This window comes from Sporichthyaceae bacterium (genome assembly GCA_036493475.1).
GTDB lineage: Bacteria > Actinomycetota > Actinomycetes > Sporichthyales > Sporichthyaceae > DASQPJ01.
The window spans coordinates 1-13,327 of sequence record DASXPS010000017.1 but is presented as its reverse complement, the minus strand read 5'-3'; the positions used below and the strand labels follow the sequence as shown (position 1 = coordinate 13,327).

The following is a 13,327-nucleotide window of genomic DNA, read 5'->3' as shown; positions in this document are numbered from 1 at the left end:
GTTCAAGGCCTTCCCGAGCGCGGATGGCTAGCCCCCCAACTCAAGCTTCAGCTGCGCCAGGTACGAGAAGTTCGTTGCCTGCTTGATGATCTGCGCGGGGGTGCGGTCGATGATTCCCGCCTCCTTGAGGCGCAGGGTGTAGAACCGCACGCTGTCCTCAGGGTCGAAGTCCCGCCAGATGTGGTACGGCATCTGGTGGAGGGCCGTGTGGGCGTAGCCTTCGTTGGGGGTAAAGCCGTGGGCGACCAACGTGTGGGCAGCTGCGCTGGGATCCTTGGCGACCGCGTCGGCGCCCTTGAGCACCGCCCGCAGCGCGGCCTCGGTGGCGACTGGGTTCTTCTCCATCCAGCTTCGGTGCACCACCGCGGTGCAGCAGTAGTAGCCCGACCACGGCGCATCGGTCATGGAGTTGAGCACCACGTGGCCGATGCCCTTGGCCGTCAGGTCGTTGGAGGTCGGCGGGAAGGCCACCACCGCGTCGACCTCACCCGAGGACAGAAGCCGGGCGAACTCGGTCGGTGGGTAGGTGACCAGTTTGACGTCCTTGCGCAGGTCGAGGCCGACGTTGGCCAGGGTCATCGCCATGAAGATGCCGTCGGTAAAAGTCGGGCCAGTGATCGCAACCGTCTTGCCCTTGAAGTCGCGCATCGACTTGATGTCGCCGGTCGCAAAGACCTCCCAGCAGCCCACGTGGACCCCGCCGAGCATCACCAGGGGTGCGCCGGCGGCGATCTGGGGGATGAAGGCCGCGGCGTACCCGATGCCGAAGTCGATGTCCCCGGCGGCGAAGTGCGCGAGCAGGTCCTTGGACGCATACGGCGTGTACTGCACGTCGGTGAACCCCTGTTCCCGCAGGAACGGCTCCGCCATGTACTCGGCGGCAATGCAGATGGCCGGCGGGATGGAGTGCAGGCGGATGCTGGTCGTCTCCAGGGCCGGCCCGGCCGCCGACTGCTTCCCCGGGATCACCGCCGCCGCCCGGCTCGCAACCTGGTCCTTGCCGTTCGAGGAGCAGCCGGGCAGCAGCGTCGCGGCGGCACCTGCCAGGCCGAACCCGGCGGCGCCACGGAGCAGGGTGCGACGGTCGAGACGGGCATCGGGATTCCACTGTTGCGTCATCATGTGCCTCGCTCCGTGAGGTGGGAGAAGCGGCAGAAGTCGTGATCGATGGTGGTGAAGCTAGGCGGGAAGCCGTCCGGCTGTCTGCCGTACAAATACGGCCCGCAGGTACGCAATGACAATGACGAGCCCGGGTGATGAGCCCGACTTGGTCAAGGCACAGGACCTAATTGCCGCTTCAGCAGGTTGCGGCGGCTGACCCAGCTCTGCTCAGGAGTGGTGGACATGGGTTCCGCCACCTTGGGGCGCTGGGCCAAGTTCTTGCTTCAGCTCCGCCAGGTAGGAAAAGTCCGTTCCCCGCTTGATGAGCTGCTCCGGGGTGCTGTGGATGAGTCCCGCCTCCTTGAGGCGCAGCGCGTAGAACCGCACGCTGTCGGCAGGCTCGAAGTCCCGCCAGATGCCGTACGGCATCTCGTGCAGAGATTGCCGGGCGTAGGCCTCGTTGGCGGTGTAGCCATGAGCGACCATGGATTGTGCGGTCCCGTCGGGGTCCTTGGCGACCACGTCGGCGCCCTTGAGGATCGCCCGCAGCGCGGCCTTGGTGGCCACCGGGTTCTTCTCCATCCAGCTTCGTTGCACCGCCACGGTGCAGCAGTAGTAGTTCGACCAGGGCGCATCGGTCATGGAGTTGATCACCACGTGGCCGATGTTCTTGGCCTTCAGGTCGTTGGACAGCGGCGGGAAGGCCACCACCGCGTCGACCTCACCGGAGGAGAGGAGCCGGGCGTGCTCAGTCGGTGGGTAGTTGACCACCTTGACGTCCTTGTGCAGATCGAGGCCGATGCTGGCCAGGGTCATCGCCATGAAGATGCCGTCGGTGAAGGTAAGGCCGCCGATGGACACCGTCTTGCCCTTGAAGTCGCGCAACGACTTGATGTCACCGGTAGCGATGATCTCCCAGCAGCCCACGTGGACCCCGCCGAGCAGCACCAGGGGCGCGCCGGCCTCGATCATCGGAAGGAAGAAGGCGGCGTATCCCAGACCGATGTCGATATCCCCGGAGCGGAAGCGCTCAGGCAGGTCTTTGGCAAGACCCGGCGGGTACTGCACGTCGGTGAATCCTTGCTCCCGCAGGAACGGCTCCGCCATGTACTGGGCGGCGACGCAAGTGACAGGGGCGGAGGCGTGCAGTCGGACGCTGGTCGTCTCCAGCGTCGGTCCGGCCCCCGCCTGCGTCACGGGCGTCGTCCCGGCTGCCCGGCTCTCGATCTGGTCGCGGCCCCCCGAGCCGCAGGCGGGCAGCAGCGTTCCGGCAGCGGCGGTTAGGCCCAACCCGGCGGCGCCACGGAACAGGGTGCGGCGGTCGATATGGGCTTCGGGACTCCACTGATGGGTCATCACGCCTCCTCGGCGCCCACCGGGTCGGCACCCGGCGGGATGGCTCTGAAATTAGGCGTGCAGCCGCTGCGACGTCTGCCGTACAAGTACGTAATCCGGCTACGCAAAGATCATCGACACGACCCGTGCTTCACGTTTTTCGGCCGCGGACAGTGCCTGGACCCCGCGGCTACCACCTTGATCAGGTAGCTGGGAGTATCCCGGGAATGCGAACCGGCCGGATACCCCTGACGGCCGCCGAACTGAGCGCGTGCGCGGTGACGGCCCGCTAGCCGAGCTGGGCCGCGGAGGCCCGGAAGGCGTCGACGGGGGCCTCACCAGCCGTACCACCCTGGGCGCAGCCCGCCGGCATCGCCAGCAGAGCCACCGTCAGAACCGTCGTGTGCATGTGATCCCCTGGACGTAATTAGCTGTCGAGCCACGACGCGGGAGCGCCGCAAAACGTTGACCGGCAATCAGAAACGTTAGGTGGGCAGCAGCCCGGCCAGTGACATCGCCGCGGGCAGATCCGCGGGCAGCCAGTCAACGTCGAACAACTCGGCGCCGGACAACCAGCGCAGCTGATCGTGATCGGCACCGGGCAGCGGCTCGCCCCGGACAATCTCGGCGAGGAACAGCCGCAGCACCAGCACCGCGTTCACCTGCCACTCCCCGGGCACCCGAGATCCGCAGACCACGTCCACCCCGAGTTCCTCGCGGCACTCGCGGACCACCGCGGCTGCCTCGGACTCCCCCGCCTCGACCTTGCCGCCGGGGAACTCCCACCCGCCGGCCACCGCCTCCGGGGCGCGTCGTCGGGCGGCCAGCACCCGACCGTTCCGCAGCAGCGCCGCGCCGACCACCACGCGATGGCCGGACACCGACACCTCCGTGAGTTGACATTGCCCGGCCCGGCGGGCCACGGTCGAATCATGGTCGCACCACTGAATCCGTCCGAATTGTCCGCCGCACTCGCCGAGCTACCCGAGTGGTCCGGCGATAGCAGCGGCATCAGTCGCACCGTCAAGGCCGCGAGTTTTCCGGCCGGCATCGACCTCGTGGTCGAGGTGGCCCGGATGGCCGAGGACATGAACCACCACCCGGACATCGACATCCGGTGGCGGGACGTGACCTTCGGGCTGTCCACCCACTCCGCCGGCGGCGTCACCTCGCTGGACATCGACCTCGCCAAACGCATCGACGCGGCCGCAGGCTGAATTGAGGCTGGAGCTCACTGCGGCCGCCTATGACGACCCCGTCGCGGCCGCGTTGATCGAGGCTGTGCAACGGGAGTACGAGGTCCGTTACGGCGGCCGCGACATCACTGCGGTGACCCCGGCCGAGTTCAGTCCGCCGCACGGGTTGTTCCTGGTCGGTCGGTTGGACACTGAACCGGTGGTCTGTGGTGGCTGGCGGTTGGTGGAGCCAGGCCTGGGCGAGATCAAGCGCATGTACGTGGTGGACGCGCACCGCCGACGTGGCCTGTCCCGAGTGTTGCTGGCCGAACTGGAGGCCACCGCGCGGGCGGCCGGGCTGCGCCGGCTGCGCTTGGAGACCGGGCACGCCCAGCCCGAGGCGATCAGGCTTTATGAGACCAGCGGCTACACCCGCATCGACAAGTTCGGGGTATACCGCGATCACGCCGGGTCGACCTGTTTTGGTAAGGCGTTGGACTGATTGCCGGCCGGCGCATATCCGGCATCCTCCGTTCGGCCCGGGTCGCTCTGCCCGCTCGGACGAGCCGACACGCTGGCCCCCCGACGTCCAAGAGTGCACGGGGACAGACCCGGTCGTCAGGGGGAAACATGGGCAACGTCGACCCATTCATCGCCATTACGGCGACCGCGCACTACGCGGCGTCGCATCACTGGGCGTTCGTGGCCCTGGCGGTGGTCGTGTTGCTGCATGCGCTGGCCCTGTTGGCGATACTCGGCGTCGCGGCGCGGGCCACCCGCAACTACCTGGAGCGCCGCGCGATCATCAAGCTGCTCACCCCGGTGAAGATCCCCGCCCAGCGCAGTGCGCAGGAGCCGCGGCGGGTCACCCTGCCGCAACAGCGACGGGCGCCGATCGACCGGTGCTGACCGGCAGACCGACGCCCGTGCGGCGTTGGTGACTCAGCTGTTGACGGTGACCACCGGGTCGAAGACCAGACCGAACGCCTTGAGGGTGGCGAACAGCTCGCGGTGGCCGAAGGCCTGGCAGGCCGAGCCGAAGCCGACCTTCCGGGTCTCACCGGCGATGAGCTGACGGGCGGCGTAGGCCTGCAGCAGACCGGTCTGCTTGTAGTTGCAGTTGCCGTAGATGACACAGTGCGCGCGGGCCAACGGGCCGGTGCCGTGCACCGAGTCGATGGAAATGTTGATCCGCGGGTTCTCCCGCGGCGGGTATTCGCTGCGGATACCGGCCGACGTCTGCGCCAGGATCGCCCGGGTCTCCTCCAGCGACTTACCCTCCACCGCGGGCAGCAGCGCCGCGATGATCTGCGGCACGCCGAGCATCAGCGCCCGGTTGATGACGCCGCCGAGCACCTTGCAGCTGCTCACCCGCGGGTCGTCGGCGAACCAGATCGGGCTCGAGGTACCGCCCCAGGGCAGCGCCAGACCGAGTTCGTGCTGACCGGGCACGGTCAGCTCGTACAGACCGGCGTCGACCGGCCACTCCACGAGCTTGTTCTCCTCGAGGAAGTAGGCCTTGGACAGGATCGCGTTCTGCACGATGGTCGCGGTGGAGGCAACCGTCGGGGTGCCCTTCCAGAACACGGCCATGTCCAGTGAGTCGATGCCCGGCGTCTCCAGCACGTAGTTCGCCGCGATCTCACCGACGGTGTACATCTGCGCGATGCCGGGAGTGAGCAGCAGGCCCTTCTCGGCGAAGCGGGCGCCCCAGTTCTCCTTGCACCAGATCAGCCAGTCCTGCTCGCCGGTGGTGTCGGTGTAGTGGACGCCGGCGTTGTAGCAGGCCTCTACCGCGGCCGGGCCGAACTCCATGAACGGGCCGACGGTGTTGCACAGCACCTTGGCCCCGGCCAGCAGCTTGGTCAGCTCCTCGACGCTGTGCGTGACCTCGGCAATTTCGTACTCGGCGGTCTCCAGACCGGGCACCGTGTCCAGCCCGACCTGCAACCGACCCTTGTCCCGGCCCGCGGCCACGAACGGCAGATTGAGCTCACGCAGGTACTCACAAACCAGTCGACCGGTGTAGCCAGAAGCGCCGTAAACGACCACGGGCTTGTTCATAGACATTGCCTTTCGTCAGGACGGTGGGAAGTGACGTAGCGTCAGATCAGGTGCCCATGCCACCTTCGACGGGTAGCGAGACACCGGTGATGAAGCGCGCCTGATCGGAGGCGAGGAACACGACCGCGTCGGCCATCTCCTCGGGGCTGCCCAGTCGGCCCAGCGGCGTCTGCTCGACGACACCCTGGATGGCGCCGGGCACGTCGGGGGCCAGGCCCAGGTCGACGATGTCCTGGGCGAGCTTGGCGCCCATCGCGGTGGGCACCAGGCCGGGGGCGATGCAGTTGACCCGGATGCCCAGGCCGAGCTTGCCCGCCTCGACCGCGGCGACGCGGGTGAAGCGATCCACCGCGGACTTGGTGGAGGAGTAACCGGCGATGCTGGGGAACGCGATCAGCGAGGCCACCGAGGCGACGTTGATGACCGCGCCGCCGTTGCCCGCGGCGCCGCCGGGCTTCATCGCGCGGAAGGCGTGCTTGCAGCCCAGCGCGGTGCCCACGATGTTGACGTCGCACATGCGGCGCACGTCATCGGGATTGATATCGATGACCAGGCCGGTGAGCTCGATGCCGGCGTTGTTGACCAGGATGTCGAGCCCGCCGATGCTCGAGATCGTCTGCGCCACCGCGGATTCCCAGGCGGCCTCGTCGGTCACGTTCAGCTCAACGAACTCCGCGGTCCCGCCGGCGTCGCGGATCTCCTGGGCGGTCGTCTTGCCGAGGTCGGAGTTGATGTCGGCGATCACCACGGCGGCGCCCGCCTTGGCCAACGCGTGCGCCATGGCAGCACCCAGGCCCTGGGCCCCTCCGGTGACCATCGCGTGGCGTCCGGCGAGCAGCGTGGAATTGGTCATGAAAGGGCCTCCTTGGCACGTTCGGCAAGCGGGTGCGTTCAGCCAATCCGGCCCAGTGGACGAGCGTCAAGACGTTCTTTGACAGTCGTCGCAGTCCTTTCTGGGGGATTCCGACAGGCGTGGCAGGCTGGGCGCGTGAGGATCGTGATCATCGGCGCCGGCTTCGGGGGTATCGGCGCCGCGATCGAGCTGATGCGGCACGGCTTTTCCGACGTCGAGATCCTCGAGGCCGGCCCCGACATCGGTGGTACCTGGCTGTTCAACACCTATCCCGGCGCGGCCTGCGATGTGCCCAGTCCGCTGTATTCGTACTCCTTCGCCAAGCGCAACGACTGGGCGCACCTGTGTGCGTACGGCTCGGAGATCCTGGCCTACCTGCAGGGGGTCGCCCGGGAGTTCGACGTGGCCCGCCTGGTGCAGGCCAACACCCGGGTCTGCGACGCCGCGTGGGATGCCGAGACGACACGATGGACGATCACGGCGCAGGACGGACGCCGCTGGTCGGCCGACGCCTTGATCGTGGCCACCGGCCAGCTCAGCAATCCGAGGAATCCGCAGCTACCCGGCCTGGACTCCTTCACCGGCCACATCTTCCACTCCGCGCGCTGGGACCACTCCTACGACCTGACCGGCAAGCGGGTCGCAGTGATCGGCAGCGGGGCCAGCGCCGTCCAGTTCGTGCCCCCGGTTGCTGAGCAGGCAGCACATCTGACGGTCTTTCAGCGCACGCCGAACTGGTTCATGCCGCGGCGGAACACGCCGTATCCGCGGGTGATCCGCGACGGCGTGCAACGCCTGCCCGGCGTGCAGGACTTCCGGCGCGGCTTCCTGTTCGAGTACAGCGAGACGCTGACCGCGGCGATCCGCAATCCCGGCACGGTGGGCCGGGTGGCGGCAGCGCGGTCCGCTGCGTTCATGCGTTGGCAGCTGCGCAAAGCCCCATCGGAACTGGCCGCCAAGCTGACCCCGGACTACCCCTTCGGTTGCAAGCGGGTGCTGTTCTCCAGCCACTTCCTGCCGACCTTCCTGCGCCCGAACGTCTCGCTGGTCACCGAGCGCGTCACCGGCCTCGCACCGGGCGGGGTATGTACCGGTGACGGTGAGCTGCACGCGGCCGATTGCCTGATCTGGGCGACCGGGTTCGCCGCCAACGAGTTCATGTTCCCGTTGGCCATTTCCGGTCGGGGCGGGTTGAGCCTGCGTGAGGTGTGGGAGGACGGCGCGCACGCGCACCTGGGCATGACCGTGCCGGACTTCCCGTCGATGTTCGTGCTTTACGGGCCGAACACCAACACCTCCGGCGGGTCGATCATCTGGTACCTGGAGCAACAGGTCCGCTACGTGCGGCAGGCGCTGGAGTTGGTGCGGGCCCGCGGCGCCGCGGCCATCGAGGTGCGTCGCGAGGTCGAGGCGGCCGGCGACCGCGCGCTGCAGGCGAAGTTCGCGAACACCGCGTGGACCGGGGGCTGCGATTCCTGGTACCTGGACCGCGGCCGCAACGTCGCGAACTGGCCCGGCTACATGGCGCAGTACCGCACGGCGGTGCGCCGGCTGAACGCGAAGGAATTCGAGCTGGTCGCCCGTCCGTGACCGGCGCTCGCCGTCGCGGCACGATGGCGCGGTGGCGTCAGGCAAGCCGGACCGAGACCGGCCGAGCCGAGAGGCGCCCCCACAACAGCGGTAAGTCGAGAACCGTCGCACGTGGTGTGCCTGACTCCACCAAGGCAGCCCAAGGAGTCGAATGCTGCCGTCGCGACCGGGTGGGGCGGTCGCCACAACCAAACGATAGCCAGGTTGTCAAGCATTCATGAAGTTATGGGCGCCGACCTGTACGCATGCAGCGACGAACGGCTCACAGCGAGTATCCAGCTTTAACGCCGCGTGAACTATGTAGCAATTGTCCCCCGTCGGACCATGCACAAACGTCACGCTTGTACGCCCCGCTGCAAGCGGGCCGGGCGGCATGTCCGGCAGGTCGGCACATGTCCTTGCACAATGCACGCGAGTGCTTGGTTGGTGCCTTCCCGACGTTCGGTGACCCTCCGGGCATGGCCCGACATGCCCGAGTGCAGGAGATCCCGGTCCGCACCCGGGCCGTCTCACCCGCGCTCGTGGGCACCGTCGCCGCGGCGGTCACCACGGCCGGGTTTGCCACCGTGGGCGTCTCCCACCATGTGCTGCCCAACGGCCTCACGGCCAAGGCCGGTGACGGGGTGCTGCAGGCGCGGGCAATCAGCGCCGCGGACCGGGCCGGACCCAAGGCCCGGGTCGACACCACACCGGCCGACGACCTGCTGCGGGCGGAACGGGCAGCCCGCGGCACTGCCCGGGATCTGCTCGCCGCACGCATCGCGGCGATCGAGGCCAAGGCCGCGACCAGAGCGGCTGCCGTGGCCCGAGCGGAGGCGGCCGCCGCCCGGGCGCGCCTGGTTGCCCTGCAGCGCGGCTGCGGGTACTACCCGGGGCAGCAACGCCATCCCGACCACAACGCCGGCCAGGTGCGCAACGCCCGCACGATCATCTCGGTTGCCCGCGACATGCAGCTGCCACCGCGGGCCGCGGTGATCGCGATCGCCGCGGCAGAGCAGGAATCGAAGCTGAACAACATGCGGGGCGGAGATTTGGACTCCGCCGGGCTGTTCCAGATGCGGCCCTCGGCCGGTTGGGGCAGCTACCGCCAGGTGACCGACCCGGCCTACGCCTCGCGGAAGTTCTACCGGGTGCTCCTGGCGAAGGTCCCCAACTGGCAGCACGTCCCGGTCACGGTGGCCGCCCAAGCGGTGGAGGTCTCCGCGTTCGGTTGGGCCTACGCCCGCTGGGAGGAGTCATCAGCGAATCTGGTCTCCCGCTTCTGGCCAGGCCAGGTGAGCACCACCAACCTGCTCTGCGTCCCGCATCGAGCCGGTGTTCGCGCGGCGCATCACAGCCACCGGGCACCCAAGCACGCGGCGGACCGCAACGGGCATACCCACGGAAAAGTCGCGGAGCACCGGCGGGGCAAGCACGCCAAGTAACCGAACGTCGGATGCGGAACTGTCCGTAAGTACGCCCCCGGCGACGGTGGGCGGAACGTCACAGTCCCAACACCCTCGGGGGACTGATGATCAAACGCACCATTGTCGCCGTCGCGGCCATCGCCGGCGTCGGCATGCTGTCCGGATGCGGTGGGCTGCGCGCGTACGCGGCGCACGACCCGCTGCCCGACCCCAGCGCCGCACCCACGGCCAAGCCGTCCGGTACCCCCAAGCCCGCTTCCGCTTCGCGCTGCGTCTCGGTCAGCAAGACCGAGCAAAAAGCGTTGACCGCGTTGCTGACCCCAGGCGTGAAGGGGACCAAATTCGCCGCGGTGCGCTCCGCGGACTTCGATCAGGTCTACATGGTGGCCGTGCGGCTGACCGGTAAGGGCATCGGAACGAACTACAACGCCGTGTTCGCCACCGACTCGCTCAACGGCAAGGGCCAGACCTTGGCGGTCGACGGCTTCGCCCAGGAGTACAGCTCGCTGGGCGAGGCCACCAAACAGGGCGTCACGCCGGATGCCGATGGGGTCGCCGAGGCACAGGCCTGCGTGGCGCGCAGCGCGTCGGCGGGCGGAGCGGGCCTGCCCGGCTGAGACGCAACGTCAAGCCGCCTGCAGGGTGTAGCTGGTGCCGACGGAGTTGGGCACGAAGGCGTCCGGGAGGGCTGCGGCCAGCCGGTGCTGAGCCCGCCACCCGGTGCAGTGCGCGGGCACCAGCAGCGACGGCGCAATCTCGGTCAGCGCGGCGACGGTGGGTTCGATGACCGGCTCGAATGCCGGGCCGCTGAGATGGAAGCCGCCGAGCAACGCATCGAGGCGATCGACACCGGTCAGCCGGCAGGCGTGCCGGGCGATGTTTATGGCGCCCGCGTGACCGCAGCCGGTCAACACCACCAGACCGCGGCCGCGCACGTGCACCACCAGCGCCTGGTCGTCGACGATCAGCGGGTCCGGTGACCACGCGCCGTCGCGGAACGCTTGGTGGTTCGGCATGCCGTGTTCGAACTCGGTGGTGCGGTCCACCTCGCCGGTGATCAGCACCGCGCCGTCGAGCAGCAAGGACGGGCTCCGCCGCTCGATCACCTCGAAGCCTTCGCCCTCCAGCGCGGCTCGGGACAGCGTGGGCAGCGGCCATTCGTTGTTGCCCGGCATCAGGATGCGTCGCCGGGTCCACACCTCGGGATGCACAGTTATCGGCAGCCCGTTGCGCCCGCGCAGGCGGGCCAACCCTTCCAGGCCACCGGCGTGATCGAAGTGCCCGTGACTGAGCACCACCGCTGTGATGCCGCCGACGTCGATGCCCAGCCGTTCGATGTTGTCGGCCATGCCGGTGGGTGAGATGCCGGTGTCAAACAGCAGCATGTGTTGCCGCTCCCCCACCCGCACCTGCACCAGCGCGGAGAACCCGTGCTCGGCGATCAACCCGGCCGTCACCCGGCCGCTCTCGAACACCGATGCGGGCATGGATGGAGTACGCGGCAAGGGCGTTCGTCTCGCCGGCCCGGCGTTGGTGAGCAGGCCGTCATAGACGTTGTCGACGAGCACCGTGATGGTGACCTCGTCGACCGGTTCCAGCGCGATCGGATCAACGGCGGCACCGCGAATCGGTCGGGGCGCACTCGCCCGCGCTTCGGTGACCGTCCCCACGTCCTGGCACATGGCATCAGCCTCGCACGTGCCGGCCGTCGCGCAGCCGGGGACCAGGTCGCTCGGATAGCTACCGAGCCGCAACCTGAGGGCGCAGCGCATCCGGCCCCGAGTCAGTTCCCATCGGCGCCCGCCATCGCGGCCACCATCCCGCGGGTCGCGAGTTGGTCGGCCAGTTCGTTGTCGGCCACGCCGTCGTGGCCCTTCACCCAGTGCCACACGACCTCGTGCGGTGCACACGCGGCCTGCAGGCGCTGCCACAGGTCCACGTTCTTCACCGGCTGCTTCGCCGCGGTCAGCCACCCGTTGCGCGTCCAGCCAAGCACCCATCTCGTGATGCCGTTCCGGACGTAGGTGCTGTCGGTGTACAGGTGCACCGCGACCGGTCGGGTCAGCGCTTCCAACGCCATGATCGGCGCGGTCAGTTCCATCCGGTTGTTGGTGGTCAGCCCCGGCTCGCCGCCGCAGATCTCTCGGACATGCTCGCCGTACCGCAGCACCGCGCCCCAACCGCCCGGGCCGGGGTTCGGCGTGCAGCCACCGTCGGTGTGGATGACCACCGGTTCGGACACGTTCGACACGAAGCAGATTCTGCTGCCTAGGGACTCCGCGCCGGGTCAGGCGCCCCAGCCGGACACGGCGTCGATCCCCAATCAACAGGCGGACGACGACCTGACAGGTACGCGACGGGCCATGTCGGTCCGCGAAATGGCGCCCGGGCGTCCATACGCTCGCAACGTGGTCTCCCGGAGCCGAACCGCCGTCTACGCTCGCCGCCGCAAGCGGCGGATGGCGCGCGTCGAGCATGACCTGACCGAGGCGCAGTGGATGGCGCTCAAGGCCGCGTGGGATGGGTGCGCCTACTGCCACGCCGCCGACGCGCACCTGCAGAAGGACTGCGCGCTGCCGATTTCCGTCGGCGGCCGCTACACGCTGACCAATGTGGTGCCCGCTTGCCGCTCGTGCAACGCCAGCAAGTGCAACACCGAGGTGACCGCGTGGCTGCGCCGTAAGAAGCTCGACGAGGGTGCATTCCTGGTCAGGCAGGCGGAGATCCTGCGCGTGCTGGTCACCTTCGAGGCCACTGGCGACCAACGTTGAAACGGAGCTGACAGCTCGCAGCCCGGGTCTCGATCAGTACTCGCCCTTGATGACGAAGTACGAGCCGCGGATGGTGCCGGCGAGCTTGGACTTCTGGCGGGCGAACTTGAAGCGGTCGGCGAGTTCGGCCGGGACGTCCATCCCGTCGGAGAGCTTGAAGCCGACGGCGCGCTTCCCGCTGTCCGCAAGGCTGTAGAGCACGTTGATGGACAGGCCCGACTCGTAGAAGACGTAGGTCCAGCGGATGCCCTCGACCTCTAAGGACGTTACCTCGAGCGGCTTGGAGCCGATGACGATGTCCCGCTCCTCCTTGAGGACGCGATTGACGTAGGCGACGACGTCCTTGGCTTTCGACGCAGGCTCGACGGCGAAGGTGTGGTCGTACTTGTTCTTGAAGTAGCGCGCCTCGTTGGCGCGCAGGCCGGCGAGCGCCTCGGCCACCGGCGAGGACTCCAAGCCGGCGGTGGAGACGTGTTCGAAATTCACGACGTGCGCCACGTGTCCTCCTGTGCCTGGTTGCTGAGTCAAACGTTGAATCTGAACTCCACCACATTGCCTCACCGAACAACATCGCTATCCGTCGCCCTTGACGTCGGACCTTCCGTTGAGGCGGTCCAGCGCCCAGTCCCGCTGCGGGGGCGTAAGCGCACACTCCAACTCCCCATCCGGGGTTCGCACCGTGACAATGCGGAGGCTGGGAGGCACGGACCAGGCCTCGCGGCCCTCGCTCGTCCGTTCATGGGCGCGGCTCGCCTCGCTCACCGTTATCCGCAGCCACTACTGACCAGGGCGTGGAAACCGCGTCTGGCCGAGTCGCGGCAGGAACTCAAGAGAACCCGGATGCAGGACGGCGAACCCCCAAGTCCACTTCTCATTGAGGCCGTCCTGGCTTCCCGCCACGACTCGCAAACCGCACTCAGTCTTGCCAAGCGCCTGCAGCTTCCGCAGCCGTCGCTGCTGCCAGACGCTTGGGTCGACGATGTACGCGAGGAGGTTTGCCACCAAGGCAGGCTAGAGCCGTCGCGCATCACG

Annotated in this window: 15 protein-coding genes; 7 read left to right on the top strand and 8 right to left on the bottom strand. The window is 68.2% G+C overall.

What is annotated here, in order from left to right:
• Nucleotides 1–27: 27 nt before the first annotated feature.
• The 3 genes from VGJ14_01785 to VGJ14_01775 all read right to left on the bottom strand — a co-directional run bounded on the left by VGJ14_01785 (nt 28) and on the right by VGJ14_01775 (nt 3,317).
• Nucleotides 28–1,122 carry an ABC transporter substrate-binding protein gene (locus tag VGJ14_01785; protein HEY2831129.1) on the bottom strand — a complete coding sequence of 365 codons (1,095 nt, stop codon included), beginning with the start codon at nt 1,120–1,122 and terminating at the stop codon, nt 28–30.
• 207 nt (nt 1,123–1,329) lie between these two features.
• On the bottom strand, nt 1,330–2,457 hold the full coding sequence (locus VGJ14_01780; protein HEY2831128.1) for an ABC transporter substrate-binding protein: 1,128 nt from the start codon (nt 2,455–2,457) through the stop codon (nt 1,330–1,332).
• A 464-nt stretch (nt 2,458–2,921) separates the two neighbouring features.
• Nucleotides 2,922–3,317 carry a (deoxy)nucleoside triphosphate pyrophosphohydrolase gene (locus VGJ14_01775; protein ID HEY2831127.1) on the bottom strand — a complete coding sequence of 132 codons (396 nt, stop codon included), beginning with the start codon at nt 3,315–3,317 and terminating at the stop codon, nt 2,922–2,924.
• Nucleotides 3,318–3,368: 51 nt separating this feature from the next.
• Between VGJ14_01775 and VGJ14_01770 the strand changes: the two genes are divergently transcribed.
• The 3 genes from VGJ14_01770 (at nt 3,369) to VGJ14_01760 (ending at nt 4,520) form a co-directional block, all read left to right on the top strand.
• A complete protein-coding gene (locus VGJ14_01770) occupies nt 3,369–3,653 on the top strand; it encodes a 4a-hydroxytetrahydrobiopterin dehydratase (protein HEY2831126.1) in 285 nt (94 codons plus the stop codon).
• 1 nt (nt 3,654) lies between these two features.
• Nucleotides 3,655–4,113 (top strand): GNAT family N-acetyltransferase, encoded by a 459-nt coding sequence (locus tag VGJ14_01765; protein HEY2831125.1) that lies wholly within the window; start codon nt 3,655–3,657, stop codon nt 4,111–4,113.
• A 128-nt stretch (nt 4,114–4,241) separates the two neighbouring features.
• On the top strand, nt 4,242–4,520 hold the full coding sequence (locus VGJ14_01760; protein HEY2831124.1) for a hypothetical protein: 279 nt from the start codon (nt 4,242–4,244) through the stop codon (nt 4,518–4,520).
• 33 nt (nt 4,521–4,553) lie between these two features.
• Here the strand turns inward: VGJ14_01760 and VGJ14_01755 are convergent, their stop codons facing one another.
• The gene (locus VGJ14_01755; GenBank protein HEY2831123.1) at nt 4,554–5,675 is read right to left on the bottom strand and encodes a DUF5938 domain-containing protein; all 1,122 of its coding nucleotides are present in this window, start codon (nt 5,673–5,675) and stop codon (nt 4,554–4,556) included.
• A 46-nt stretch (nt 5,676–5,721) separates the two neighbouring features.
• Nucleotides 5,722–6,528, bottom strand: a complete 807-nt coding sequence (locus VGJ14_01750) for a glucose 1-dehydrogenase (GenBank protein ID HEY2831122.1) — start codon at nt 6,526–6,528, stop codon at nt 5,722–5,724.
• Nucleotides 6,529–6,663: 135 nt separating this feature from the next.
• On the opposite strand from VGJ14_01750, the gene VGJ14_01745 reads away from it, so the two are divergent.
• The 3 genes from VGJ14_01745 to VGJ14_01735 all read left to right on the top strand — a co-directional run bounded on the left by VGJ14_01745 (nt 6,664) and on the right by VGJ14_01735 (nt 10,141).
• Entirely contained in the window at nt 6,664–8,118 is a 1,455-nt protein-coding gene (locus VGJ14_01745; GenBank protein HEY2831121.1) for an NAD(P)/FAD-dependent oxidoreductase, read from the top strand.
• Nucleotides 8,119–8,576: 458 nt separating this feature from the next.
• Nucleotides 8,577–9,542 (top strand): hypothetical protein, encoded by a 966-nt coding sequence (locus VGJ14_01740; protein HEY2831120.1) that lies wholly within the window; start codon nt 8,577–8,579, stop codon nt 9,540–9,542.
• An 86-nt stretch (nt 9,543–9,628) separates the two neighbouring features.
• Nucleotides 9,629–10,141 (top strand): hypothetical protein, encoded by a 513-nt coding sequence (locus VGJ14_01735; protein ID HEY2831119.1) that lies wholly within the window; start codon nt 9,629–9,631, stop codon nt 10,139–10,141.
• 9 nt (nt 10,142–10,150) lie between these two features.
• Here the strand turns inward: VGJ14_01735 and VGJ14_01730 are convergent, their stop codons facing one another.
• Both VGJ14_01730 and rnhA read right to left on the bottom strand, forming a co-directional pair.
• On the bottom strand, nt 10,151–11,206 hold the full coding sequence (locus VGJ14_01730; GenBank protein ID HEY2831118.1) for an MBL fold metallo-hydrolase: 1,056 nt from the start codon (nt 11,204–11,206) through the stop codon (nt 10,151–10,153).
• 101 nt (nt 11,207–11,307) lie between these two features.
• Nucleotides 11,308–11,775 carry a ribonuclease HI gene (gene rnhA / locus VGJ14_01725; protein ID HEY2831117.1) on the bottom strand — a complete coding sequence of 156 codons (468 nt, stop codon included), beginning with the start codon at nt 11,773–11,775 and terminating at the stop codon, nt 11,308–11,310.
• Nucleotides 11,776–11,932: 157 nt separating this feature from the next.
• Between rnhA and VGJ14_01720 the strand changes: the two genes are divergently transcribed.
• Nucleotides 11,933–12,295, top strand: a complete 363-nt coding sequence (locus VGJ14_01720) for an HNH endonuclease (protein HEY2831116.1) — start codon at nt 11,933–11,935, stop codon at nt 12,293–12,295.
• Nucleotides 12,296–12,328: 33 nt separating this feature from the next.
• Here the strand turns inward: VGJ14_01720 and VGJ14_01715 are convergent, their stop codons facing one another.
• Complete coding sequence (locus VGJ14_01715; protein HEY2831115.1) at nt 12,329–12,793, bottom strand: phage tail protein; 465 nt, start codon at nt 12,791–12,793, stop codon at nt 12,329–12,331.
• Between the last annotated feature and the right edge of the window lie 534 nt (nt 12,794–13,327).

Coding starts and splice junctions, on each gene's coding strand:
- VGJ14_01760 (HEY2831124.1), top strand. CDS start 4,242: ATGGGCAACGTCGACCCATTCATCGCCATTACGGCGACCGCGCACTAC.
- VGJ14_01730 (HEY2831118.1), bottom strand. CDS start 11,206: ATGTGCCAGGACGTGGGGACGGTCACCGAAGCGCGGGCGAGTGCGCCC.
- VGJ14_01780 (HEY2831128.1), bottom strand. CDS start 2,457: ATGACCCATCAGTGGAGTCCCGAAGCCCATATCGACCGCCGCACCCTG.
- VGJ14_01735 (HEY2831119.1), top strand. CDS start 9,629: ATGATCAAACGCACCATTGTCGCCGTCGCGGCCATCGCCGGCGTCGGC.
- VGJ14_01750 (HEY2831122.1), bottom strand. CDS start 6,528: ATGACCAATTCCACGCTGCTCGCCGGACGCCACGCGATGGTCACCGGA.
- VGJ14_01785 (HEY2831129.1), bottom strand. CDS start 1,122: ATGATGACGCAACAGTGGAATCCCGATGCCCGTCTCGACCGTCGCACC.
- VGJ14_01740 (HEY2831120.1), top strand. CDS start 8,577: ATGGCCCGACATGCCCGAGTGCAGGAGATCCCGGTCCGCACCCGGGCC.
- VGJ14_01770 (HEY2831126.1), top strand. CDS start 3,369: ATGGTCGCACCACTGAATCCGTCCGAATTGTCCGCCGCACTCGCCGAG.
- VGJ14_01755 (HEY2831123.1), bottom strand. CDS start 5,675: ATGAACAAGCCCGTGGTCGTTTACGGCGCTTCTGGCTACACCGGTCGA.